Genomic DNA, 21663 nt, shown 5'->3' with positions numbered 1-21663 from the left:
TCTCTCCGCCGCGCTCACCAGCCGGGCGACCAGCCCTCGGGCCGACCGGTGCCCGCCCACGTGGCGCCGTCCCGGGTCACGAGCCGGACGGAGGTGACGTCGCTCGCGTCGCCGGCGAGCACGCCGCCCGCGGTGCACGCGCCGTCGCGCACGACGCACGCCCCGAGCCTGGACTCGCGCGCGTCCGGTCCCGCGGTGACCACGACGTCGTAGGCCTCCTCCGCGCCGGGGTCGCGGACCACGACGTACGCCCACGACGGGTCGCCGTCGTAGAGGAACGCCGTGCCGACCGAGCGCGCCGTCCCGCCCGGCCCGGAGTCCGCGGACACCAGGTCGGCCGCGGTGAAGGAGCGCCCGTCCGCGAGGTCCAGCACCTGCCGGTACGACGCCGCCAGCTCGCGGTCCGGGGCGGTGGCGGTCCACACGGCGGCCCCGCCCGCGACGAGCAGGCCTGCCCCCGCGACCGCGGCGAGCACCCGGCGGCGGCCCCGGTGGTGCCTGCGGACGGTGGTCGTCGGGGCGGGAGTGCCCCGGCGACCCGACGGGCGCGACGCGTCGGAGGGTTCCGGCGTCCCCGCGGCCGGCGAGGGCTCCGCCATCCGGGCGAGCACGCGCCCCTCGAAGTCGGCCGACGGCTCGCGGTCCGGGGCCAGCAGCAGCAGCTCGTCGGCGGCGGCCGACAGCGCCGACAGCTCCTCGCGGCAGGCGTCGCAGCTCGCCAGGTGCTCCAGGACGGCGGCGCGGGTGGCGCCGTCGGCGGTGCCCGTGGCCACCGCCGTGAGGTCGTCGCGCAGGGCGTCGCACCGCGCGTCGGGCGTCCGCGAGGGGCGGTCGCTCGTCATGGCGTCACCTCCCGGAGGCTCGCGAGCTCCTCGCGCAGGTGCCGCAGGCCCAGCCGGATGCGGGTCTTGGCGGTGCCCAGCGGCACCCCGGTCCGCTCGGCCACGTCCGCGCCGCTGAGCCCGAAGACGGACGCGAGCACCACGGCCGTCGCCTGCTCGTGCGGCACGCGGGCGAGGGCGGCGTCGAGCGTGGTGCCGGTGGCGACGCGCTCGGCGAGCCGGTCGGGCGCGACGAGCGTCTCGGCCATGACCACCGGGTCCACGGGGACGTCGCGCCGCACGCGCACCACGTCGATGGCGGCGTGCCGGGCGATCGCGAGCAGCCATGTCGTCGCGCGCCCGCGCCGCGGGTCGAACCCGTCGGCGTGCCGCCACGCCCGCACGAACGTCTCCTGCGCCACCTCCTCCGCGACGGCCGGGATACCGACGACGAGCAGCGCCAGGCCGTACACCTTCGCCTGGTGGCGGCGCACGAAGACGGCGGCCGCGTCCGGGTCGTCCGCGGCCATCCCGGCGAGGAGCGCCTCGTCCGACACCACCATGACCTTCCTTACGTGCGAGGGCCCCGGACGGATCTCTCGACCACGGATCCGGGCGGATCGGGGCGCGGAGAGATCCGTCCGCCGCCGGGGCACGTATGGACGGGTGAAGGAAGGGCCGCGGCACGCGACGCTGCCACGGGGCCCGGAGGGAGAGGAACCATGTCCGGTCTGACCAGCCTGTTCGACGTGTCCACCCCGTTCGGGGTGCGCACCAGCTCCAGGGTCCGCCCGCCGCGGCGGTCGACGCCACCGGGCGGCGCGCGGGGGAACGCGGTGCGCCTGGCCGCGGGCGGCGCAGTCCTCGCCCTGCTCGCCGCGGGCTGCGGCGGTGCCGACGACGCCGGCGGGGGCGGGGCGGCGAGCGCCGGCGGCATGACGCTCCAGATCACCGCGCCGAAGGACGGCGCCACCGTCGACGTGCCGTTCACCGTGAACCTGTCCTCCAGCGAGGAGCTCGGCCCCACGGAGTCCGGCAAGCACCACGTGCACGTCTTCTTCGACGGGAACGACGCCGAGTATCAGGTGGTGGAGGGCGACAGCGTCGAGATCACCGACCTGCCCGCCGGCGAGCACGAGATCGACGCCTCGCTGCGCAACGCCGACCACTCGCCCGCGGGCGTCGAGACGTCCATCAAGGTGATGGTGGGCGAGGGCGGCACCGGCGGGACCGGGGGCGGCGATGAGCTCCCCGGGTACTGACCGGACGCGCACGACCCGTGCCCGTCGGCCGCCCGAGCCGACCGTCGTGCGCAACCCGCGGCCGGCGCGCTGGTTCCACGCGGGCGTCTACGTGACGGTGCTGGTGCTGCTCGCCACCGGGTGGTGGCTCCTGCTGGGGCACGAGGGGAGCCCCAGCGTGGTGGCCCGCGCGACCGGGGTCGCGGACGCGGACCTGCACACCGTGACCGGCTGGGTCCTCGCCGGCCTGGTGGTGCTCGCCGCGGCCCTGGGCGCGCGCGGCTGGCGCACCTTCTGGCGGGAGTCGGTGCGCTTCCGCCGGGGCGACGGCGCGTGGTTCCGCCGCTGGCCCGCGGCCGTGCTCACCGGGAAGTTCGGCCGCCACGAGGGACGGTTCGACCCGGGGCAGCGGGTCGCCAACCTCGTGCTCGTGGCGACCCTGCTGGTCCTCGTGGGCTCGGGTGTGGGCCTGGCCCTGGTCAGCGGGGGGCCGGCGTTCGTGTGGTTCGCGCGCCTGCACCGCGTCGCGACGTGGGTCGTGACGCCCGTGATCGTCGGGCACGTCGTCATCGCGGCCGGCATCCTGCCGGGCTATCGCGGGGTGTGGCGTGCGATGCACGGGCGCGGCCGGCTGCGCGTGCGCGACGCCGAGCGGGTGTGGCCGGGATGGACCGAGCGGGTGACCGCGCGCCGCTCCGACCACGCACGGGGCGCCGAGCCGGGTGACGAGCCGCGTGGCGAGCCGGATCGCGACGCTACGTGATGAGCGGTGGCGAGGCCGTGACGACCCGGGACGGCACACCGCGCGGTGTCGGTGGGCGCCGCTAGCGTGGCGGGCATGACCTCCGGGCTCCGGATCGTGCCGGCGAGCGCCGACCGGTTCGACGACGTCGCGACGATGCTCAACCCGCGCGGTCGCCCGCAGGCGTGCTGGTGCTTGCACTGGCGCCAGCCGCGCGGGATGCCCGTCGACGGTCGGCGCGAGCACCTGCGCGACCTGTCCGGCGGCACCCCGGCGCCCGGTCTCCTCGCCTACCTCCCCGATCCCGAGCGCGGGGACGGGCCGTCGGACGAAGGCAGGGGCGGGGGCGAGGGCGAGACGGTGGTCGGCTGGCTGGGCTTCGCGCCGGTGTCCGCGGCGTCGTCGCTCCAGCACACGCGGGTGCTGCCGCGCGTGGACGAGGCCGAGTGGCCGACGACGTGGGCCGTCATGTGCTTCGTCGTCCGGCCGGGGTACCGGCGCCGCGGCGTCGCCCGGGCCCTGCTCGCCGCGTCCGTGGAGTACGCCCGCGAGCACGGGGCGCGCGCCGTCCAGGGCTACCCGGTGGAGCCGGAACCGGGGCGACGCGTCCCCGTGAGCGCGGCGTTCGTGGGCACGGTGGGCCTGTTCGAGTCGGAGGGCTTCGACCGGGTCGGGGAGACGGCCGCGACGAGCGGCCGCCTGCCTCGGTGGGTGCTGCGCCGCGAGCTCGTCCCCTGAGGTCACCCCGCCCGGCCCGCGGCGTCCCCGTCCGTCCCGCGGGCCGGTCCCTGCCGTCGGGCGCGCCGGCCGCGGGCCAGCTCCGTCTCCAGGGCGTCGAGCGGCTGGGCGAACGGCTCGGCGAAGCGGGCGAGCCAGACACGCACGACGTCGAGCCCGGCGTCGTCGACGGCGTAGTGGCGGCGGGTGCCCTCCGCGCGCACGGTGACCAGGCGCGCGTCGCGCAGCACGCGCAGGTGCTGCGAGACGGCGGGCTGGGAGATGCGCGCCTCGGCTCGCACGGCCTCGACCAGCGCCCCCGCGGGCTGCTCCCCGGCGGCGAGCAGCTCCAGCAGCCGGCGCCGGACCGGGTCGCCCAGCGCCTCGAAGACCCCGCGACGGACGGCGCCCGGTTCACCGCCCGGTTCACCGCCCGGTTCACCGCCCAGCCCGGTGCCCGCCGTCCGGGGCATCAGGCCTCCGGCGCGGTGGTGTAGAACGCGACGGTGCGCTCGGCGGCGGCGCGGGCGGCCTCGGGGTCGTCTCCGTCTGCGACCGCGGCGTCGGCCCAGCCCGCGGCGGCGAGGCGCGCGAACGCGACGCCGTCGGGGGAGAGCGACCACGCCTCGGCGACCTTCGGGTCGATCGGGCTCGCCGGGTCGGCGATGTGCAGGCCGAGGCCCATGAGCCCCATGTCCCAGCCGACGCCGGTGGCGCCCGGCCCGTACTGGTCCCACAGCTCCTGCGGCACCGAGGCCTCGTGCACGAGCTCGAGCACGGTGCCGTCGACGGCGGGCGTCAGGGACACCGTCAGCCACGAGACCGACCCGCCGAACTCCCAGGTCACGGCGAAGCTCTCGGGTGCTGTGCAGCGCTCGACGGTGCCCCCGGCGTTGCCCTCGAGCTGGTACCGGCCGCCGACGGCGAGGTCCCCGCTGACGGGCAGGAACCAGCGCCGGATGCGCTCGGGGGAGGTGACGGCGTCCCAGAGGTCGTCGCGGTCCGTGGTGTAGGCGCGGCGGGCGACGGCGATCTTGGTGGGCGCGCCGTCACGCTCGCTCGTGCGGATCTCTCGCGCCACCAGTCCCGCGGTGGCGACCGGGTCGATGGTGATGGTCATGACGGCTCCTCGGTCTCGCCAGTGTATAAGTGGACACTTATAGAAAACCACGGATCGCGGCCACGGGGAAGGCCCAGGGGCGAAGGGAAGGGCTCAGTCGACCGGCGCGACGACGCACACGGCGAACGTGGACCGCCCGCGGCGCAGCAGATAGCGCACCTCGTCGGCGGCCCGCTCGGCGGCGAGCTCGTCGCGGTAGCTCCACCGCACGTCCACCCAGAGCAGCCCCCAGCCCGCCTCGTCGACGGCGCGGACCTCGGGGACGACGGCCACGGCGTCGGCGGCGGCCGCGGGCCGTTCCCGGTGGAGCTCCAGCACCTGCTCGGGCGACGTCACGACCGTGGAGGCGGACTGGCCCACGTGCAGCGCCGGCAGGTCGAACCGCTCGGTCAGGTCCTCGAGGTCTCCGGCGCCGAGCGCCAGGCCGAGGGCCGCGAAGAAGGCGGCCAGCGCCTCGTCGTCGTACGCCGCCGGTGCACCCATCCGTCCACGGTAGCCCCGTGGCATCATCAGCGCTCATGAGCCTGCGCCGAGCACGGACCCTGCCCGTCGTCGTCGCGCTGCTGGCCCTGGCCGCCTGCGGTTCGCCCTCGGCCGGCCCGGGCGGATCGGCCTCGACAGCCCCACCGGCCGACCCCGACGAGCTCGATGCGGCGGCGGCAGGCTGGGGCGCCGCGCCGCAGTACGTGCTGACCACGTCGGCCGAGCCGTTCGCGGCCGTGCCGATGGCCGCGGGCGTCTACGGTGCGGACGGGTTCTCGCTGGTCTTCAGCGACCCGGCGACCGCGGGGACGTTCCTGCTCAGCGCGACGGGCAACCCGTTGAGCGCTGACGACTGCGCGCGGGTGCCCCTCCTGTCCGTCACGGGCGACGAGGTGGGCGGCACCATCACCTGCACGGAGGACGGCGACCTCCTGGAGCGCGCGGCGGGCGAGGCGCTGGAGTACGTCGTGCTGCGCGACGACGTCACGGTGCGTCTCTCCGGAGAGGCCGCCGACCGCGCCGCGCTGCGGGAGGCGGCGCTGAACGTCCGCGTCCCGACGCACGACGAGCTCGCCGCCCTGACCGCGGGCACGCCCGGCGGGGGGAACCCGCTGCAGCGCGGCGACCTGCCGCCCGGCGACGGCGCGCCGGACAACAGCGTGGGTGCGGGCGGCTGACGCCCGCACCCACGCCCGCCACGCGTGTCCGGCGTGACCCCCGGCGGGACACCCGGCCGGTGTCACCAGGCCTGTGCGAAGACGTCCGCGAACAGCTCGTCGGGGTCGACGTCGAGGCCGCGCGAGGCGAACCAGGTGCACACGTTGCGGCAGTCGCGGTGCAGCAGGTCCGCGCCGAACGGGTTCGCCACGAGGTCGACGACCTGGGGCAGGTCGATGATCACGAGCCGTCCGCCGTCGTCGACATCGTCGCCGAGGCCGTCTCCGCCGTCGGCCCGACCGTCGACCAGGCCGTCCACGAGGATGTTGTACGGCGACAGGTCGCCGTGTGCCCACCCGAGCCGGGCGATGACGCACATCCCGTGCCGCAGCTGGTCGAACCAGTCTGCGAGCTGCCCGGGGCCGGGTCGCGTGCGCGCGAGGCGCGGCGCGGCCACCGCGGTGCCGTCCGCGGACTCCTGGCCGACGAACTCCAGGAGGATCTCCGTGCCGTCGATCTGCACGGGGTAGGGGACCGGTGCGCCCGCGTCCCACAGACGCGACAGGGCGAGGAACTCGGCGTCGGCCCACTGGGTGGCGGCCATCGCCTTGCCCCAGGAGGACTTGCGGTCCTCGATCGCGCGCTGGTCGCGGGTCCGGCGGGTGCGACGGCCGTCGGTGTACTCGCCGTCGCGGTGGAACTGCCGGTGGTCGCGGCCCCGGTAGCGCTTGGCGGCCAGCAGGCTGCGGCGGTCCGGGTCGCCGGGCACGGCGCGCTCGACGAGGAAGACGTCCGCCTCCTTGCCGGTCTTGAGCACGCCGAGCTCGGTGTCGAGCGCGGCGTCGGCGGTGACGACCCAGTCGGGGCGCGGCTCCGGGCCGCGTTGTCCCTTGGTCACGGAGGTCCAGGTGGACCAGCGCTGGTCGACGCCGGGCTCCACGGGGGCGTCGCCGTCCGCGTCGAAGGCGGCCAGGGGGACAGGGGAGGTAGAGAGGGAAAGGGAAGGGGTGTGCTGGTGCACGCGAGACTCCTGCTCAGGTCGAGGAGCTCGAGCACGGCCCCTCAGGATCGGGTGGTGTCCGCCCGCCGGAGCATCTCCGGGAGGGCGCGCAAGACGACGACGTCCATCGGTCTGCCCTCCTTCGCGTGCGGGCCCGCACCGGTCGCGTGCCCTCTGCCGGGAGCCTGCCAGGGCCGGTCCGGGCCGGTCCAGGGATTTATCGCGTTCGTCGGGGAACGGGTCCGCGGGCCCGGCGTGGCCCGCATCCGTAGGGTGCGGGGATGGGTTTCGTGCTGGTGGTCGAGGGGTCGCCGCGGGTCGGGTCGGTGCTGGTGCGCACGTCCCGGCGGCTGCGCACGACGACCACCCTCGTCCTCGGCCCGCCGGCGTCCGGCGCGCGGCCCGCGCTGCTCGTGGACGCGGCGTGGGAGCCGGACGAGCTGGTGGCGATCGCCGACGAGGTGCGGGCGCTCGGCGCCCGGCCGGTCGCGGGGTTCGCGACCCACGCCCACCACGACCACGTCCTGTGGCACCCGCGTCTCGGGTCAGGCGTCCCCCGCTGGGCGACGCCCAGGGCCGCCGCCGTGGCCGCGCGGCGCCGGGACCGCCTGCTCGCCGAGGCGCGCGCGGACGCCGCTCGCTACGGCGGGGCCGGCCACCCGCCCGAGGTGCTGGACCTCCTCGGGCGCGTCGACCCGATCCCGGCGGGGGCGTGTGGCGTCCCCGACCCGGGCGGGCTGCTGCCGCCCACCGAGGTCGTGGCACACGACGCGCACGCCCCCGGGCACGGCGCGCTGTGGCTGCCGCGCAGCGGCGCCCTGGTGGCCGGGGACCTGCTGAGCGACGTCGAGCTCCCGCTCCCGCGCGACGAGATCACCGGCGGGCGCGGGGCGGTGCGCGACGTCGAGGCGTACCTCGCCGGGCTCGACCTGCTCGTGCCGCTCATCGCACGCTGCGCCGTCCTCGTCCCCGGGCACGGCACGCCGACGCGGGACCCGGCGCCCCGGCTGGACGCCGATCGCCGCTACCTCGAGGCGGTGCTGGCCGGGCGCGCGTCCGACGACCCGCGCCTGGCGCTGCCGTGGATGGCGGAGGCGGACCGGGAGCTGCGCGCGGCCCTCGAGGCCGACCGGCGCGGCATCTGAGCCTCGTGCGGGGTCAGCCCGCCACCGCCGTGGCCCACGCGGTCGCCTGGTCCCACACCGGCTGGGTGTCGAAGCCCATCTGCGCCAGCGCCGACCAGGCGACGCCGACGATCGCGTACAGGCTGACGGGCGTCATGACGAGCCACTCGCGCCACGACCCGGCGTCGCCGAGGATCGGCAGGGACAGGTTGCCGCCGTCGCGCCACACGTCGTCGAACGGCAGCACGCGGTAGCGGCGCACCCAGTAGGGGGAGCGGAACTTCAGCGGCCACAGGAGGGGGACGCCGGCGGTGGTGACGAGGTCGCCGAGCACGTGCACGGTGCAGCCGAGGGCGACGGCCAGCGGCATCCAGTTCCACTCCTCGGGCGCGAAGACGGCGACGCAGGCGGCCAGCAGCAGCGACAGGGTCCAGTTCCACCAGCGCTTGCCGCCGGTGACCTTCCAGGCCCGCAGGGCGAACGCGATGAGCAGGACGGCCATGATGCCGGGGCCGACCAGGACCTCGCCGAACGCCTCCGTGCGGATCGAGACCATGCCCATCACCCAGGCGATCGCGGTGAAGACGGCGATGCCGAGGATCGAGTGGGTGCCGTTGCGGTGCCCGCCGGAGACGGTCGCGACGAGCTTGGAGACGCCCTCGGAGACCGGCGGCAGGGAGTGCGCGATCGTGCCGCTGTGGTGGTCGGCGTCGGGCAGCAGGGCGGCGCCCGCGCAGACCAGCGCGCCGGTCATCACCCCGACCTCGGAGACCGGGTGCCAGCCGAACGCGAACGGCGCCGTCGACGTGACCGCGACCCAGGCGGCCGCTCCCGACGCGGCGTGGTGCCCACCCATCATGACGTGCGACGCTCCCGTCCTCGCGACCGTCCGACGCCGGTCGTCCCGTTCCTCACCCTTGACCGGTTGGTCCGGGCCGGGCAGGACGCTACACGTCGCCCCCGACGCCCGCCCGCACCGCTCAGACCTGTGCGGACGTCCCGCTCGCGGGTCGGGCGAGGCCCTCCGCACCGCCGGGCGATTTGGGGGTTCACGCCGTCGTCGTGTTATGTTTTTCCCCGCACCGAGACGGCGCTGAGGCGCGGTCGAGGTCCACTCGTCCGGGTGGCGGAATGGCAGACGCGCTAGCTTGAGGTGCTAGTGCCCTTTATCGGGCGTGGGGGTTCAAGTCCCCCTCCGGACACTCGTTGAGACAGCGACGAAGAAGCCCCCGGGGTCCACAACCCGGGGGCTTTTTCGTGCCCGGACACTGTGCCCGGGGCCAGGTCCCGGGAACGGTTCACAGGGCCGGTCGTCGCGCCTCGTCGGAGCGTGCGGCGAACGCGGCGAGCGCCGCACGGGTCTTCGTCTCCTGGGGCGCGCCGAGGTCCACCCCGCGGCCTGCGAGGAACACCTTCGTCTCCGCCGCCGCCTGGAAGGCAGCGCCCGGCGCCGCCTTGGTGGACAGCTCGAGGATGCGGTCACCGTCGGGCAGGAACCACAGCTCGGCGACCATGCGGCGGGGCAGGTTGGCCGGCGCGAACCGCGCCTTGAGCAGCGTGAGCGGGCCGAGCACGCGGAGATCGCCGAGGCCGGTGCCGGGAGGTAGCCGGTCGGTCAGGAGGGCCCGCTGCTCAGGGTCGAGGGTGTCGGGCAGTCGGCCGACGTCTCCCAGCAGGGCCCGGACGTCGCGGTCGGGCACCCTCCGGGTCAGCGAGCACGAGCACGTGAAGCCGGCGGGGGAGGCGTCCACCTCGACCTTGAAGCCGTCGGCCCGGCGCACCCGCTCGGGGACCTCCGCCGGCAGCATCGGCCGCAGCTTCACGGTGACGTCGCCGTCCTTGCGCTGGGTGCGGCGTGCGCGGACGACGAGTCCCGCCGCGGAGAGGTCGAGGCCGGGCGTGTCGACGAACGCGACCTGCCGGATCGTCGCGTCCAGGGCGTCGATGCCGAGCCGGTCGAGCACGCGGCGGTGGTCGGCGCCCGGGACGGTGAGCTTGAGCTCCACGGCGTCGACGTCGGGCATCAGGGCGAGGATGTCGGCGAGCTGCGCCGTGTCGTACGACGCGGACCCGCGGGTGCGGTCGCCGGGCTCCGACGGTGCGACGGTCATGGCTCGGCTCCTCTCGCCGGGCGCCGGCGCCCGGATCTTCTGCGTACCTCCTCCATGGTCGGGTGCGGCGGGACGTCGCGCACGGCTCCCGCGTGCTCGCGAGGAAGTTCACCCGCCGTCCCGGTCCGCGGACCGTGACGGGGCCGGACGGGACGTCATCCCTCGTCACGCCGCGTGGTGCGGCACACTGGGCGGACGACCGCGAGAGGGGTGCACCGGTGGCGAAGCGCGCGAACGAGAACGTCCCGGCGTGGCTGCGGACGTCGGCCGGCTGGTCGTGGCGGCTCATCGCCCTCACGGCGGCCGTGGCGCTCGTGTTCTGGGCGACGGTGCAGGTGCAGCTCGTCTTCATCGCGGTGTTCCTCGGCCTCGTGTTCGCGTCGGTGCTCAACCCTGTGGCGGACTTCTACGCCAAGGTCATGCCGCGGGCGCTGGCCACGGCGCTCGCCATCCTCAGCGCGTTCCTCGTGCTGGGCGGTCTCATCACCTACGTGGTGGCGTCGGTGGCGGGGCAGTGGGAGAACCTCGCCGGCCAGTTCGACACCGGCGTGCAGCAGATCCTCACGTACGTGGAGAGCGGCCCGTTCGGTCTGTCCGTGACCGGGGACCAGATCAACGAGTGGATCGACCAGGGGCGGCAGTGGGTCGCCGACAACGCCGACTCGCTGGTCAGCCAGGCCGCGCAGAGCGCGGGCTCGGTCTTCGAGGGCTTCGCGATCTTCGCGCTGTCCATCTTCTGCACGGTCTTCTTCGTCGCGGCGGGCGGCAAGATGTGGAGCTGGTTCCTGGACCAGATCCCCCAGGAGCACCGCACGAGATGGCAGGCCGCGGCCGGGGCGGGCTGGTACAGCTTCTCGGGCTACGCGCGGGGCACGGTGATCATCGCGTTCACCGACGGCGTCCTGGCCTTCATCCTGCTGAGCATCCTCGGGGTGCCGCTGGCCGCCCCGCTGGCCGTCCTCGTGTTCATCGGCGCCTTCATCCCCCTCATCGGCGCGCCGCTGGCCATGATCATCGCGGCCGTCGTCGCGCTCGCGGCCAACGGGTTCGTCACCGCGCTCATCGTGACGATCGGCATCGCGCTCATCGGGCAGCTCGAGGGGCACGTGCTGCAGCCGCTCATCATGGGCAAGCAGGTGGCGCTGCACCCCCTCGTCATCGGCCTCGGCGTCACGGCGGGCACGGTCCTCGCGGGCATCCTCGGCGCGATCATCGCGGTGCCGCTCATGGCCGTCGCGTGGACGGTCTTCTCCACCCTGCGCGGCGACCGGCCGCACCCCGAGCTGGACGAGGGCCCGGCGCTCGGCGCCTCGCCGCTCGCGGTGGCACCGGTCGTGCACCCGCCCGACGGGGCGCCGGGCGACCGCGACGGCGACGGGGCGGCCGAGGAGACTCCGGACAAATAGTGTGAGGCCGCCCGGGCCGCGTGGCAGCATGCGCGGATGGAACCGTTCGTCCTCGCCTCCGACCGTGTCCGCCTCTCCGTCCCGACGGCCGCGGACGTCGACCGCATCGCCGCGATCTGCGCGGACCCCGACATCGCCCGGTGGACCACGGTGCCGTCCCCGTACACGCGGTCGGACGCCGAGGGCTTCGTCCACCAGTTCGTCGCGGACGGGTGGGCGCAGGAGAAGGACTTCACCTGGGCGGTCCGCGAGCCCGGCGACGTCGACGGGCCGGTCCTGGCCATGGTCGGGATGTCGCGGGAGGGAGCGCCGGGCGTGCAGCCGGCCGGCGAGCTGGGCTTCTGGTGCGCGCCGGACGCGCGCGGCCGCGGGCTGATGACGGCGGCGTCCCGCCTCGTCGTCGACTGGGCGGTCGACCCCGAGGGCCTCGGCCTCGGCGTCGTGCGCTGGCGTGCCAACGTCGGCAACTGGGCCTCGCGCCGCGTGGCCTGGAAGCTCGGGTTCCGGTACGAGGGACTGCTGCGCCGTTTCGGCGCGCAGCGCGGCGTGCTCCAGGACTCGTGGGTCGCGTCGTACGTGCCGGGGGACCCGCGCGAGCCGAACGAGCCGTGGCCCGCCGAGGCGCCGGCGGCCGCCTGAGCGGCCGCCCTGGGCGCCACCGGCCCGGTCTCGTAGGGCCCGGGTGCCCCCCGGGGCCCCGGCGGCGATTGCGGGCCCCGCGCCGTGCGCCCGTACACTCCGTGCCGCGGTGTGACCGCGCGCACAGGGCGTGCCGGGAGCGAGGAGGCGGGCGATGGGGCTGGAACGACGGGTCGCGGTGATCGGGGCGGGGCCGTCGGGCCTGGCCGCCGCGCGGGCGCTGGACCGCGCCGGGCTCGCCTTCGACGGGTACGAGTCGCACGCCGACGTCGGCGGCCTGTGGGACATCGACAACCCGCGCTCCACCGTCTACGAGTCGGCGCACCTGATCTCCTCGCGCACCACCACGCAGTTCGACGAGCTGCCGATGGACTCGGGCGCCGACTACCCGAGCCACCGCGAGCTGCTGCGGTACTTCCGCCGCTACGCCGACGAGTTCGGTCTGCGGCGGCACTTCCGGTTCGGCACGCGGGTCGTCGCCGTCGAGCCCGTGGGAGGGGACGCGAGCGGACGCAGCGGCTGGACCGTGCGGTCGGCCGGGGCCGACGGCGACGCCGTCGAGCGCACCTACTCGCACGTGATCGTCGCCAACGGCACGCTCGCCGAGCCGAACGTGCCCGCCCTGCCCGGGACGTTCGACGGCGAGGTGCTGCACTCGAGCGCCTACAAGAGCGCGGACGTGTTCGCGGGCAAGCGGGTCCTCGTGGTCGGCGGCGGCAACTCCGGCTGCGACATCGCCGTCGACGCCGTGCACCGCGCCGCGTCGGTCGACCTGTCGGTGCGCCGCGGCTACTGGTTCGTGCCGCGCTACCTGCTGGGCCGCCCCACCGACACCCTCAACCAGGGCCGGCCGCTGCCCGCGCGGGTCAAGCAGGCCCTGGACTCGCGGCTGCTGCGGCTGCTGAACGGCGACCCGCAGCGCTTCGGCTTCCCGGCGCCGGACCACAAGATCTACGAGTCCCACCCGGTGGTGAACTCGCTGGTGCTCCAGCACGCCGGGCAGGGCGACCTGCGCGTGCGGCCCGACCTCGCGGCCTGCGAGGGCCGCACGGTGCGCTTCGCGAACGGCAGCAGCGCCGAGTACGACCTCGTGCTGCTCGCCACGGGCTACTCGCTCGACTACCCGTTCCTGGACCCGCGGCACCTGGCGTGGGACGGGCCCGGGTCGGGCACGGCGCCGCGGCTGTTCTGCAACATCGTGCCGCCGTCGGGCAACGGGCTGTTCGTCGTCGGGATGCTCGAGGCGTCCGGCATCGGCTGGCAGGGGCGCGCCGAGCAGGCCGCGCTGGTCGCCGGGTACCTCGCCGCCGAGGCCGCGGCGGACGACGGCGACGACTCGGCCCGGGAGCGGGCGGCGCGGTTCCGCCGCCGCCTCACCGAGCCGTGGCCCGACCTGACCGGCGGGTACCGCTACCTCGGGCTGGAGCGCATGAGCTACTACGTCAACAAGGACGCCTACCGCCGCACCGTGCGCCGCCTGGCGGACGAGCTGGCCCCCGCGGCCGCGCCGGCCGGGGCCGCCTCGTGAACATCGACGACGTCGCGGTCCGGTTCGCGCCCGGGTCGATGGTCGCGCTCGACCTCGTGCTCGGCCTCATCATGCTCGGCATCGCGCTCGACACGTCGCCGTCGGACTTCCGGGCCCTGCGCAGCGCGCCGCGGGCGGCCGTGCTCGCGCTGGTCGCGCAGCTCGTGGCCCTGCCGGCCGTCACCTTCGGGCTCACCCTTCTGCTCGACGTCCAGGCGTCGGTCGCGCTCGGCATGATCCTCGTCGCCTGCTGCCCGCCCGGGAACGTGTCCCAGGTGCTCACGCACCGCGCGGGCGGCAACGTCGCGCTGTCGGTGTCGCTCACCGCCGTCGGGAACGCCATCTACATCGTCGCGATGCCGCTCAACCTCGCCCTGTGGGGGTCGCTGCACCCGACGGCGCGCACCATCCTCGCCGACGTGCGTCTGGACGCCGGGCAGATGCTGCTCGAGATCCTCCTGGTCATCGGCGTGCCCTTCGCGGCCGGGATGCTCGTGCGCACGCGCTGGCCGGCGCTCGCCGCCCGGGTGCACCGCCCGGTGCGCTGGGCGAGCCTCGTGGCGCTGGTCGGGTTCATCGTCGCGGCGCTCGCGGGCAACTTCGCGGTCTTCGTCGCGTACATCGGCGTGGTCCTGCTGGCCGTCTTCCTGCACGACGCCGCGGCCCTGTGCCTGGGCTACCTCGCCGGCAGGGCAGGCCGCCTCGGGCCGCGCGAGGTCAAGGCGGTCACGTTCGAGGTCGGCATCCGCAACGCCGGCCTCGGGCTGGGGCTCGTCTTCACGTTCTTCGGCGGCCTGGGCGGCATGGCCGTCGTCGCGGGCTGGTGGGGCATCTGGGACATCGTCGCCGGGCTGGCCCTGGCGACCGTCTGGGCACGACGGAGCAAGGCCCGCGCGGACCGCGCGGCCCGGACGGAGGTGGCGGCATGAGGCGCGTCCTGGTCACGGGCGGCGCCGGGTTCCTCGGCTCGCACGCGGTGGTGGCCCTCGCGGCGCACGACGACGTGGCGCACGTCGTCGCCGGCGACCTCCGCGAGGCGACGGTGCCCGCAGGCGCCACCTGGGAGCGGCTCGACGTCACCGACCCCGCGTCCGTGCGCCGCGTGATCGACGCGCACGGCGTCGACACGGTGGTGCACCTCGCCGCGATCGTGAACCCCGGCACGCTCGACGCGGCGACGGAGCGGGCGGTCGACGTCGACGGCACCCGGAACGTGCTCGACGCGTGCGTCGCCGCGGGCGTGCGGCGCGTGGTGATCTCGTCCTCGGGCGCCGCGTACGGGTACCACGCGGACAACCCGGTGCCGCTGCGGGAGACGGACCCGGTGCGGGGCAACGAGGAGTTCACCTACTCGCGGCACAAGCGGGAGGTCGAGGAGATGCTCGCGCGGTACCGCGTCGAGCACCCGGGCCTCGGCCAGGTGGTGCTGCGCATCGGGACGATCCTCGGGCCCGGCGTGGACAACCAGATCACGGCCCTGTGGGAGGCGCGCCGCCTGCTGCGGGTGCGCGGCTCGGAGAGCCCGTTCGTCTTCGCGTGGGTCGACGACGTCACCGGCGCGGTCGTCGCCGGCGCGACGGGCGCGACCACCGGCACGTTCAACGTGTGCGGCGACGGCGTGGTGACGGTGGCCGACATCGCCGCGCGCCTCGGGCGGCGCACCCTGGACGTCCCGGCGTGGGCCCTGGCCGCCGCGCTGCGCGTCGGGCACGCCCTGCGCCTCACGGTGCACGGGCCGGAGCGCGTCGGGTTCCTGCGCTACCGCCCGGTGCTCGACAACGCCCGGCTCAAGGCCGAGCTGTACGTGCCGCGGCTGACGTCCCGCGAGGCGTTCGAGACGTGGCTGCGCGGGCGGGAGACGGCCACGCCGTGAGCCGGCCGGACGACGCCGCGCTCAGCGCAGCGACTCCAGTCATGGCAGCGCCTCCAGCTCAGCGCAGGGCCGCCAGCCAGGGGTGCCCGGGCAGGGTGCGCGCGAGGGCGTCGGCCAGCCACGCGCGGCGGCCGGCGTCGAGCGCCGGCAGCGTCGCGTCGAAGTCGCGGCGGTCCTTGGGCCGCAGGCCGCGCGCCTTGTACAGCAGCTGGATCTCCGGCTGCAGGTAGGTCACGCCGTCCGCGGCCCACAGGGCGTCCGCCATTGGCATCGTGATCGCCGGGTCGCGCTTGTACACCCAGGTCTGCGCCGTTCCAGGGCTCAGGAGGATGTCGAACTCCCAGGGCGACGTGGCGTCCCGCCGGGTCCACAGCTGTCCGCAGCCGGCCGGCAGGACGTCGTCGGCCGCGCCGTCGGGGTCGACGTCGGGGCGCACGGGGCGCAGCGTGCCGGACGACGCGGCCCAGGTGTGCAGCGTCGGGGCGAGGTGGCGGCGCAGCGCGGGCAGGTCGCGCAGCAGCACCCCGGGGTCGATGTCCTCGTGCCCCCGCTCGACGCCGGTGAAGGCCTGCAGGGCCCAGCCGCCCGCCACCCACCAGGTCCCCGGGTAGCCGGCGAAGAGGTCGGCGACGTCGCGTGGCGTACGCGGCGCCCACGGCCCGTACCAGCGGTGGAACTCGGCATCGCTCATCGGTTCGGGAGGCATCGCGCCAGCCTAGGGGTGGCTCCCGCAACGAGGTTGCGCCCCGCGCGACGGTGTGCGAGCCTCGACGCCGTCCCCGCGGCCGCCGCCGCGCGTGAGAGGGGACGGCTCCAGGACGAGAGGCACACACCGAGCGATGACGGGCACCCGGACCGCCTGACCGCGTCGACCCCGAGGCTCCCCGCCGGCCGCACGAACGGCCCGGGGGAGCGGCGTCGACGCACCCGCCGTCCGCCGTACCCCCGCACCCGCTGGAGCCCCTGAGTGCCCCTCACCACCCACCCCTCCGTCGTCCTGCACGACGTCACCTTCTCCTGGCCCGACGGGGCCACCCCGATCGCCGGCGTCTCCGGCGCGTTCTCCCGCGGCCGCACGGGCCTCGTCGGCCTGAACGGCGCAGGCAAGTCCACGCTGCTGCGGCTCGTCGCGGGCCGCCTGCGCCCGACGTCCGGCACGATCACCGTGTCCGGCGTCGCCGACTACCTGCCGCAGCGCCTCACCCTCGACACCCGCGCCACGGTCGCCGACCTGCTCGGGGTGCGCGACGTCGTCGACGCCGTGCGGACCATCACCGACGGCACCGCGCCCGAGGACGGGCTCGCCGCGCTCTTCGACGTCGTCGGCGACGGCTGGGACGTCGAGGAGCGCGCCCTGGCCGAGCTCGCCGCCGCCGGCCTGCCCTCGGGCGACGGCGTGCTCGACCGCCCGGTGGGTACCCTGTCCGGCGGCGAGGCGATGCTGGTGGCCGTCACCGGCGTGCGGCTGCGCGGCGCGGACGTCGCCCTGCTGGACGAGCCGACGAACAACCTCGACGGAGACGCCCGCGAGCGCCTGCACGAGATCGTCCGCACCTGGCGCGGCACCCTCGTGGTCGTGTCCCACGACCGCGAGCTCCTGGAGCTCGTGGACGAGACGGCCGAGCTGCGCACCGGCGCGCTGACGACCTTCGGCGGCACGTACTCGCAGTACGAGGAGCACCTCGCCGCCCAGCAGGAGGCGGCGCGCGCCGCCCTGCGCGACGCCGAGCAGACCCTGCGCCGCGAGAAGCGGGAGCGGATCAAGGCCGAGGAGCGCATCGCGCACTCCGAGCGCCGCGGCCGCACCGACGTCGTCGAGCGGCGCTACGTGAAGGCGGCGATCAACGACCGGCGCAACTCCGCCGAGAAGTCGCAGGGCGCCCGGCGCGGCCAGGCCGCCGACAAGGAGGCCGCGGCGCGCGCGGCGGTCGAGGCGGCCGAGCTCTCGGTGCGCGACGACGACCGCATCGTCGTCGACCTGCCCGATCCGGGCGTGCCCGCCGGCCGCCGGCTGGCGGTGCTGCGTGGCACGGACGGGCGCGAGGTCGTCCTCGCCGGCCCCGAGCGCGTGGCCCTGACGGGCCCCAACGGCGTCGGCAAGACGACGCTGCTGGAGCGCCTGGTCGGCGTCCGGAGCCCCGTCGACGGCGTCGGCACCGGCGCCGGGGCCGAGGCGCTCTCCGACCGGGTCGGCTACCTGCCGCAGCGCCTCGACGTCCTCGACGACGACCAGACGGTGCTCGACGCCGTGCGCGCCGGCGCACCGCACGTGGCCCCGGGGGAGCTGCGCAACCGGCTCGCGCGCTTCCTGGTCCGCGGCGACCAGACCGGCCGCCCGGTGGCGACCCTGTCCGGCGGCGAGCGGTTCCGGGTCGCCCTCGCGCGGCTCCTGCTGTCCGACCCCCCGGCCCAGCTGCTGGTCCTGGACGAGCCCACCAACAACCTCGACATCACCAGCACCGACCAGCTGGTCCAGGCGCTGTCGGCGTACCGGGGCGCGCTGGTCGTCGTGAGCCACGACCGGGCGTTCCTCGGCCGACTCGGGCTGGACACCGAGCTGGTGCTGGACGCCGACGGGACGCTGCGCGAGGAGCGCGGGCCGGGCCACGACGCGGGCTGACGGCGCGTCCTCCCGGGGTCGGCGGTGCGGTTGGATGGGGCGATGAGCCTCGACCCTGCGAACCCGTTCGCCGCACCGTCCCCCCTGCCGTACGAGCTGCCCGACTTCGCCGCGATCCGGGAGGAGCACCTCGAGCCCGCGATCCTGGCGGGCATGGCCAAGCAGCTCGCCGAGGTCGACGCGATCGTGAACGACCCGGCGCCGGCGACCGTGGCGAACACCCTGGAGGCGCTCGAGCGCTCGGGCCGGACCCTGCACCGCGCGCTGACCGTCTTCTACAACCAGGTGAGCGCGGACGCGACGCCGGGGCTCGAGGACCTGAACGAGCGGCTGTCGCCGGCGCTCGCGGCCCACCGCGACGCGATCGGCATGGACGTGCGGCTGCACGCGCGCGTGCAGGAGCTCGCCGACGCGGCCGAGGCGGGCGACGCCCGGCTCGAGGCGGACTCCGCCTGGCTGCTGCGCACGCTGCTGAAGGACTTCCGGCGCTCGGGCATCGACCTCGGAGCCGCCGAGCAGGACGAGCTGCGCCGCCTCAACGGGCGGCTCACCGAGCTCGAGGCGGTCTTCGGGCGCAAGCTGCTCGCGGGGGAGAAGGCCTCGGCGGTGCTCATCACCGACGTCGCGGACCTCGAGGGGCTGCCCGCCGACGCGATCGACGCCGCGGCGGCGTCCGCGGCGTCGCGGGGGCACGAGGGCGCCTGGCTCCTCGACCTCCAGCTGCCGACCCGGCAGGACGTCGTGGCGTCCCTCGCGCGACGGGACGTGCGGGAGCGGGTGCAGCGGGCCAGCGAGGACCGCGGCGCCCGCGGCGACGAGCACGACACGCGGGAGACGCTGCTCGAGATCGCCCGGCTGCGCGCCGAGCGCGCGCGGCTGCTCGGCTACGCGCACCACGCGGCCTACGTCGCGGAGGACGCCACCGCCCGCACCACCGAGGCGATCGGCGCGATGCTGGGGCGGCTCGCGCCGCCGGCCGTCGCGAACGCGCGCGCGGAGGAGGCGGAGCTGACCGCCCTGCTGCACCGGACCGACCCCGACGCCGCGCTGCGCGCCTCGGACTGGGCGCGACTGGCCGAGGGGGTGCGTCAGGAGCGGTACGCGCTCGACGACGCGATGCTGCGGCCCTACCTGGAGCTGGAGCGCGTCGTGCACGACGGCGTCTTCCGCGCTGCGGAGCTCTTGTTCGGCCTGACCTTCGTCGAGCGGAAGGACCTGGTCGGCTACCACCCGGACGTGCGCGTCTTCGAGGTCTTCGACTCGGGCGAGCACGGGGAACCCGGCGAGCCCGGCGCGGGGCTCGGCCTGTTCCTCGCCGACTGGTACACGCGCCCCTCGAAGCGCGGCGGTGCCTGGATGAACAACCTCGTCGACCAGAACCACCTGATCGGGCAGCGCCCCGTGGTGGTCAACAACCTCAACATCGTCAAGCCGCCGGCTGGCGAGCCGACGCTCCTGCTCTGGGACCAGGTGATCACCCTGTTCCACGAGTTCGGTCACGCGTTGCACGGGCTTCTGTCCGACGTGCGCTACCCGTCGCAGTCGGGAACCGAGGTGCCGCGGGACTTCGTGGAGTACCCGTCGCAGGTCAACGAGATGTGGGCGTGGGAGCCCGAGGTGCTGCGTTCCTACGCCGTCCACCACGCCACCGGCGAGCCGCTGCCGGCCGCCTGGGTCGAGACCATGCTCGCGTCGCGGCAGTGGGGAGAGGGCTTCGCCACGACCGAGTACCTCGCCGCCGCGCTCCTCGACCAGGCGTGGCACCTGCTGGCCCCGGAGGACGTCCCGACCTCCGTCGACGAGGTGGCGGGCTTCGAGGCGAAGGCGCTCGCGGACGCGGGCGTCGCCCTGGCCGCCGTCCCGCCGCGGTACCGCACCACCTACTTCAACCACGTGTTCGGGGGCGGGTACGCGGCCGGCTACTACTCGTACATCTGGTCGGAGGTGCTCGACGCCGACACCGTCGAGTGGTACCGCGAGAACGGCGGGCTGACCCGGGAGAACGGCGAGGCCTTCCGTCGCCGGCTCCTCGCGCGCGGCGGGTCCCAGGACCCGCTGACGTCGTTCCGTGAGCTGCGCGGCCGCGACCCGCGGACCGAGCCGCTGCTGGCGCGCCGGGGCCTGGACGGCTGACCCCGCGCGCCGGCCTTCCGGTGCTGCCCCTCCACTGCTGCCCGTCCCCGCCCGCGCCTCCCTGCCGGGGCGCGGGGCTGGGTACGGTGTGCCCGTGACCACCGACGCCCTGAGCCTCCAGCCCGTGCCCGCCGCCGAGGACGAGGTGGTGGGGATCTGCCAGGACCTGCTGCGCATCGACACCTCCAACTACGGCAACGGCGAGGGCCCGGGGGAGCGGCGTGCCGCCGAGCACGTCGCGGCACTGCTCACCGAGGTGGGCCTCGACGTCGACGTGTTCGAGGCCGCCCCGGGCCGCACGTCGGTCGTGACGCGGCTCGAGGGCGCCGACCCCGCGCGGCCGGCGCTGGTGCTGCACGGGCACACCGACGTCGTGCCCGCGGCGGCCGAGGACTGGACGGTCGACCCGTTCGGCGGCGAGGAGATCGACGGCCTGCTGTGGGGCCGCGGCGCCGTGGACATGAAGGACATGGACGCGATGATCCTGTCGGTCGTCCGCCAGATGGTCCGCGAGGGCCGCCGTCCGGCGCGTGACGTCGTCGTCGCCTTCTTCGCCGACGAGGAGGCGGGCGGCGTGCAGGGCGCGCAGTGGGCGGTACGGCACCGGCCCGAGCTGTTCGAGGGCGCCACCGAGGCGATCAGCGAGGTGGGCGGCTTCTCGGTGGAGGTCGGCGGGCGGCGGGCGTACCTGCTGCAGACGGCGGAGAAGGGGCTCGCGTGGCTGCGGCTCGTCGCCGACGGGCGCGCGGGCCACGGCTCCCAGGTGAACACCGAGAACGCGGTCACCGAGCTCGCGGCGGCCGTCGCGCGGATCGGGCAGCACCGCTGGCCGTACACGCTGACCCCCACGGTGGAGCGCCTGCTGCGCGGCGTCGCCGACCTCACGGGCCTGCGGTACGACGGCGAGGACCCGGCCGCGATCGACGCGCTGGTGGCTGCGCTGGGCCCGGCGGCCCGGTTCGTCGGCGCCACCGTGCGCCACACGTCCAACCCGACCCAGCTCGAGTCCGGCTACAAGGCGAACGTCATCCCGGGGCGGGCCGAGGCGACGGTGGACGTCCGCCTGCTGCCCGGTCACGAGGAGGAGGGCATGGCGACGCTGCGCGAGCTGGCCGGCCCCGGCGTCCGGGTGGAGCCGATCCACACCGACACCGCCCTCGAGGTGCCGTTCGCCGGCGACCTCGTGGAAGCGATGGTCGCGTCCCTGCTCGCCGAGGACCCGGGCGCCGCCGTGCTGCCCTACACACTCTCGGGCGGCACGGACAACAAGTCCCTCTCGCGCCTCGGCATCACCGGCTACGGGTTCGCGCCGCTGCGCCTGCCCGCCGACCTCGACTTCTCCGGCATGTTCCACGGGGTCGACGAGCGGGTGCCCACCGAGTCGCTGCGCTTCGGCACCCGCGTCCTGGACCGCCTGCTGCGGGACTGCTGAGCCGCCGTCGCGTCGA

The 21663-nt window shown here is 75.6% G+C and carries 22 protein-coding genes and 1 tRNA gene; 14 read left to right on the top strand and 9 right to left on the bottom strand.

Translation table 11 applies throughout. From position 1 onward, the window contains the following. Nucleotides 1-14: 14 nt before the first annotated feature. The gene (locus ACWF41_RS08155) at nucleotides 15-842 is read right to left on the bottom strand and encodes a zf-HC2 domain-containing protein (RefSeq protein ID WP_380320372.1); all 828 of its coding nucleotides are present in this window, start codon (nucleotides 840-842) and stop codon (nucleotides 15-17) included. After that, the gene (locus ACWF41_RS08150; protein WP_380320369.1) at nucleotides 839-1384 is read right to left on the bottom strand and encodes an RNA polymerase sigma factor; all 546 of its coding nucleotides are present in this window, start codon (nucleotides 1382-1384) and stop codon (nucleotides 839-841) included. The genes ACWF41_RS08155 and ACWF41_RS08150 overlap by 4 nt, the downstream gene beginning before the upstream one ends. Before the next feature lie 159 nt (nucleotides 1385-1543). Here ACWF41_RS08150 and ACWF41_RS08145 point away from each other — a divergent pair, with 159 nt between their 5' ends. The 3 genes from ACWF41_RS08145 to ACWF41_RS08135 all read left to right on the top strand — a co-directional run bounded on the left by ACWF41_RS08145 (nucleotide 1544) and on the right by ACWF41_RS08135 (nucleotide 3542). Beyond that, nucleotides 1544-2083 (top strand): hypothetical protein, encoded by a 540-nt coding sequence (locus ACWF41_RS08145; protein WP_380320366.1) that lies wholly within the window; start codon nucleotides 1544-1546, stop codon nucleotides 2081-2083. Beyond that, complete coding sequence (locus ACWF41_RS08140; RefSeq protein ID WP_380346843.1) at nucleotides 2064-2825, top strand: cytochrome b/b6 domain-containing protein; 762 nt, start codon at nucleotides 2064-2066, stop codon at nucleotides 2823-2825. The genes ACWF41_RS08145 and ACWF41_RS08140 overlap by 20 nt, the downstream gene beginning before the upstream one ends. 75 nt (nucleotides 2826-2900) lie before the next feature. Further along, a complete protein-coding gene (locus tag ACWF41_RS08135) occupies nucleotides 2901-3542 on the top strand; it encodes a GNAT family N-acetyltransferase (protein ID WP_380320360.1) in 642 nt (213 codons plus the stop codon). Nucleotides 3543-3544: 2 nt separating this feature from the next. Here ACWF41_RS08135 and ACWF41_RS08130 read toward each other — a convergent pair whose 3' ends face one another. The 3 genes from ACWF41_RS08130 to ACWF41_RS08120 all read right to left on the bottom strand — a co-directional run bounded on the left by ACWF41_RS08130 (nucleotide 3545) and on the right by ACWF41_RS08120 (nucleotide 5124). Next, nucleotides 3545-3994 carry an ArsR/SmtB family transcription factor gene (locus tag ACWF41_RS08130; protein WP_380320357.1) on the bottom strand — a complete coding sequence of 150 codons (450 nt, stop codon included), beginning with the start codon at nucleotides 3992-3994 and terminating at the stop codon, nucleotides 3545-3547. Next, nucleotides 3994-4641 (bottom strand): SRPBCC family protein, encoded by a 648-nt coding sequence (locus tag ACWF41_RS08125; RefSeq protein WP_380320354.1) that lies wholly within the window; start codon nucleotides 4639-4641, stop codon nucleotides 3994-3996. The genes ACWF41_RS08130 and ACWF41_RS08125 overlap by 1 nt, the downstream gene beginning before the upstream one ends. Before the next feature lie 93 nt (nucleotides 4642-4734). Further along, the gene (locus ACWF41_RS08120; protein WP_380320351.1) at nucleotides 4735-5124 is read right to left on the bottom strand and encodes a hypothetical protein; all 390 of its coding nucleotides are present in this window, start codon (nucleotides 5122-5124) and stop codon (nucleotides 4735-4737) included. A gap of 17 nt (nucleotides 5125-5141) precedes the next feature. Here ACWF41_RS08120 and ACWF41_RS08115 point away from each other — a divergent pair, with 17 nt between their 5' ends. Beyond that, the gene (locus ACWF41_RS08115; protein ID WP_380320348.1) at nucleotides 5142-5801 is read left to right on the top strand and encodes a hypothetical protein; all 660 of its coding nucleotides are present in this window, start codon (nucleotides 5142-5144) and stop codon (nucleotides 5799-5801) included. 62 nt (nucleotides 5802-5863) lie between these two features. Here the strand turns inward: ACWF41_RS08115 and ACWF41_RS08110 are convergent, their stop codons facing one another. Beyond that, nucleotides 5864-6802 (bottom strand): serine protein kinase RIO, encoded by a 939-nt coding sequence (locus ACWF41_RS08110; protein ID WP_380316996.1) that lies wholly within the window; start codon nucleotides 6800-6802, stop codon nucleotides 5864-5866. A 260-nt stretch (nucleotides 6803-7062) separates the two neighbouring features. Here ACWF41_RS08110 and ACWF41_RS08105 point away from each other — a divergent pair, with 260 nt between their 5' ends. Next, entirely contained in the window at nucleotides 7063-7926 is an 864-nt protein-coding gene (locus ACWF41_RS08105) for an MBL fold metallo-hydrolase (RefSeq protein WP_380316993.1), read from the top strand. 13 nt (nucleotides 7927-7939) lie between these two features. Here ACWF41_RS08105 and ACWF41_RS08100 read toward each other — a convergent pair whose 3' ends face one another. Further along, entirely contained in the window at nucleotides 7940-8764 is an 825-nt protein-coding gene (locus tag ACWF41_RS08100) for a metal-dependent hydrolase (RefSeq protein ID WP_380316990.1), read from the bottom strand. 258 nt (nucleotides 8765-9022) lie between these two features. Between ACWF41_RS08100 and ACWF41_RS08095 the strand changes: the two genes are divergently transcribed. Beyond that, a tRNA-Leu gene (locus ACWF41_RS08095) sits at nucleotides 9023-9107 on the top strand. Between the two features lie 96 nt (nucleotides 9108-9203). Here the strand turns inward: ACWF41_RS08095 and ACWF41_RS08090 are convergent. Beyond that, nucleotides 9204-10016: a hypothetical protein gene (locus tag ACWF41_RS08090; protein WP_380316987.1), complete on the bottom strand. Its 813-nt coding sequence runs from the start codon at nucleotides 10014-10016 to the stop codon at nucleotides 9204-9206. A gap of 218 nt (nucleotides 10017-10234) precedes the next feature. Between ACWF41_RS08090 and ACWF41_RS08085 the strand changes: the two genes are divergently transcribed. The 5 genes from ACWF41_RS08085 (at nucleotide 10235) to ACWF41_RS08065 (ending at nucleotide 15462) form a co-directional block, all read left to right on the top strand. Beyond that, a complete protein-coding gene (locus ACWF41_RS08085; protein WP_380316984.1) occupies nucleotides 10235-11422 on the top strand; it encodes an AI-2E family transporter in 1188 nt (395 codons plus the stop codon). Between the two features lie 36 nt (nucleotides 11423-11458). Beyond that, on the top strand, nucleotides 11459-12061 hold the full coding sequence (locus ACWF41_RS08080; RefSeq protein WP_380316981.1) for a GNAT family N-acetyltransferase: 603 nt from the start codon (nucleotides 11459-11461) through the stop codon (nucleotides 12059-12061). Between the two features lie 154 nt (nucleotides 12062-12215). Further along, entirely contained in the window at nucleotides 12216-13589 is a 1374-nt protein-coding gene (locus tag ACWF41_RS08075) for a flavin-containing monooxygenase (protein WP_380316978.1), read from the top strand. Next, nucleotides 13586-14518 carry a bile acid:sodium symporter family protein gene (locus tag ACWF41_RS08070; RefSeq protein ID WP_380316975.1) on the top strand — a complete coding sequence of 311 codons (933 nt, stop codon included), beginning with the start codon at nucleotides 13586-13588 and terminating at the stop codon, nucleotides 14516-14518. The genes ACWF41_RS08075 and ACWF41_RS08070 overlap by 4 nt, the downstream gene beginning before the upstream one ends. Then, nucleotides 14515-15462: an NAD-dependent epimerase/dehydratase family protein gene (locus ACWF41_RS08065; RefSeq protein ID WP_380316972.1), complete on the top strand. Its 948-nt coding sequence runs from the start codon at nucleotides 14515-14517 to the stop codon at nucleotides 15460-15462. The genes ACWF41_RS08070 and ACWF41_RS08065 overlap by 4 nt, the downstream gene beginning before the upstream one ends. Before the next feature lie 58 nt (nucleotides 15463-15520). Here the strand turns inward: ACWF41_RS08065 and ACWF41_RS08060 are convergent, their stop codons facing one another. Beyond that, nucleotides 15521-16168: a hypothetical protein gene (locus ACWF41_RS08060; RefSeq protein ID WP_380316969.1), complete on the bottom strand. Its 648-nt coding sequence runs from the start codon at nucleotides 16166-16168 to the stop codon at nucleotides 15521-15523. Nucleotides 16169-16429: 261 nt separating this feature from the next. On the opposite strand from ACWF41_RS08060, the gene ACWF41_RS08055 reads away from it, so the two are divergent. The 3 genes from ACWF41_RS08055 (at nucleotide 16430) to ACWF41_RS08045 (ending at nucleotide 21647) form a co-directional block, all read left to right on the top strand. Beyond that, entirely contained in the window at nucleotides 16430-18082 is a 1653-nt protein-coding gene (locus tag ACWF41_RS08055; protein ID WP_380316966.1) for an ABC-F family ATP-binding cassette domain-containing protein, read from the top strand. 42 nt (nucleotides 18083-18124) lie between these two features. Continuing rightward, complete coding sequence (locus ACWF41_RS08050; protein WP_380316963.1) at nucleotides 18125-20215, top strand: M3 family metallopeptidase; 2091 nt, start codon at nucleotides 18125-18127, stop codon at nucleotides 20213-20215. 94 nt (nucleotides 20216-20309) lie between these two features. Then, nucleotides 20310-21647, top strand: a complete 1338-nt coding sequence (locus ACWF41_RS08045) for a M20/M25/M40 family metallo-hydrolase (RefSeq protein WP_380316960.1) — start codon at nucleotides 20310-20312, stop codon at nucleotides 21645-21647. Nucleotides 21648-21663: the final 16 nt, after the last annotated feature.

Source organism: Isoptericola sp. NPDC055063, assembly GCF_053608125.1.
Note: the sequence above shows the minus strand (reverse complement) of the source record. Positions and strands in the feature narration are given on the sequence as shown.

Bases quoted from the DNA above. Each gene is read 5' to 3' on its own strand.
- ACWF41_RS08155 (WP_380320372.1), bottom strand. From the start codon at position 842: ATGACGAGCGACCGCCCCTCGCGGACGCCCGACGCGCGGTGCGACGCC.
- ACWF41_RS08150 (WP_380320369.1), bottom strand. From the start codon at position 1,384: ATGGTGGTGTCGGACGAGGCGCTCCTCGCCGGGATGGCCGCGGACGAC.
- ACWF41_RS08145 (WP_380320366.1), top strand. From the start codon at position 1,544: ATGTCCGGTCTGACCAGCCTGTTCGACGTGTCCACCCCGTTCGGGGTG.
- ACWF41_RS08140 (WP_380346843.1), top strand. From the start codon at position 2,064: ATGAGCTCCCCGGGTACTGACCGGACGCGCACGACCCGTGCCCGTCGG.
- ACWF41_RS08135 (WP_380320360.1), top strand. From the start codon at position 2,901: ATGACCTCCGGGCTCCGGATCGTGCCGGCGAGCGCCGACCGGTTCGAC.
- ACWF41_RS08130 (WP_380320357.1), bottom strand. From the start codon at position 3,994: ATGCCCCGGACGGCGGGCACCGGGCTGGGCGGTGAACCGGGCGGTGAA.
- ACWF41_RS08125 (WP_380320354.1), bottom strand. From the start codon at position 4,641: ATGACCATCACCATCGACCCGGTCGCCACCGCGGGACTGGTGGCGCGA.
- ACWF41_RS08120 (WP_380320351.1), bottom strand. From the start codon at position 5,124: ATGGGTGCACCGGCGGCGTACGACGACGAGGCGCTGGCCGCCTTCTTC.
- ACWF41_RS08105 (WP_380316993.1), top strand. From the start codon at position 7,063: ATGGGTTTCGTGCTGGTGGTCGAGGGGTCGCCGCGGGTCGGGTCGGTG.
- ACWF41_RS08100 (WP_380316990.1), bottom strand. From the start codon at position 8,764: ATGATGGGTGGGCACCACGCCGCGTCGGGAGCGGCCGCCTGGGTCGCG.
- ACWF41_RS08090 (WP_380316987.1), bottom strand. From the start codon at position 10,016: ATGACCGTCGCACCGTCGGAGCCCGGCGACCGCACCCGCGGGTCCGCG.
- ACWF41_RS08080 (WP_380316981.1), top strand. From the start codon at position 11,459: ATGGAACCGTTCGTCCTCGCCTCCGACCGTGTCCGCCTCTCCGTCCCG.
- ACWF41_RS08075 (WP_380316978.1), top strand. From the start codon at position 12,216: ATGGGGCTGGAACGACGGGTCGCGGTGATCGGGGCGGGGCCGTCGGGC.
- ACWF41_RS08065 (WP_380316972.1), top strand. From the start codon at position 14,515: ATGAGGCGCGTCCTGGTCACGGGCGGCGCCGGGTTCCTCGGCTCGCAC.
- ACWF41_RS08060 (WP_380316969.1), bottom strand. From the start codon at position 16,168: ATGCCTCCCGAACCGATGAGCGATGCCGAGTTCCACCGCTGGTACGGG.
- ACWF41_RS08050 (WP_380316963.1), top strand. From the start codon at position 18,125: ATGAGCCTCGACCCTGCGAACCCGTTCGCCGCACCGTCCCCCCTGCCG.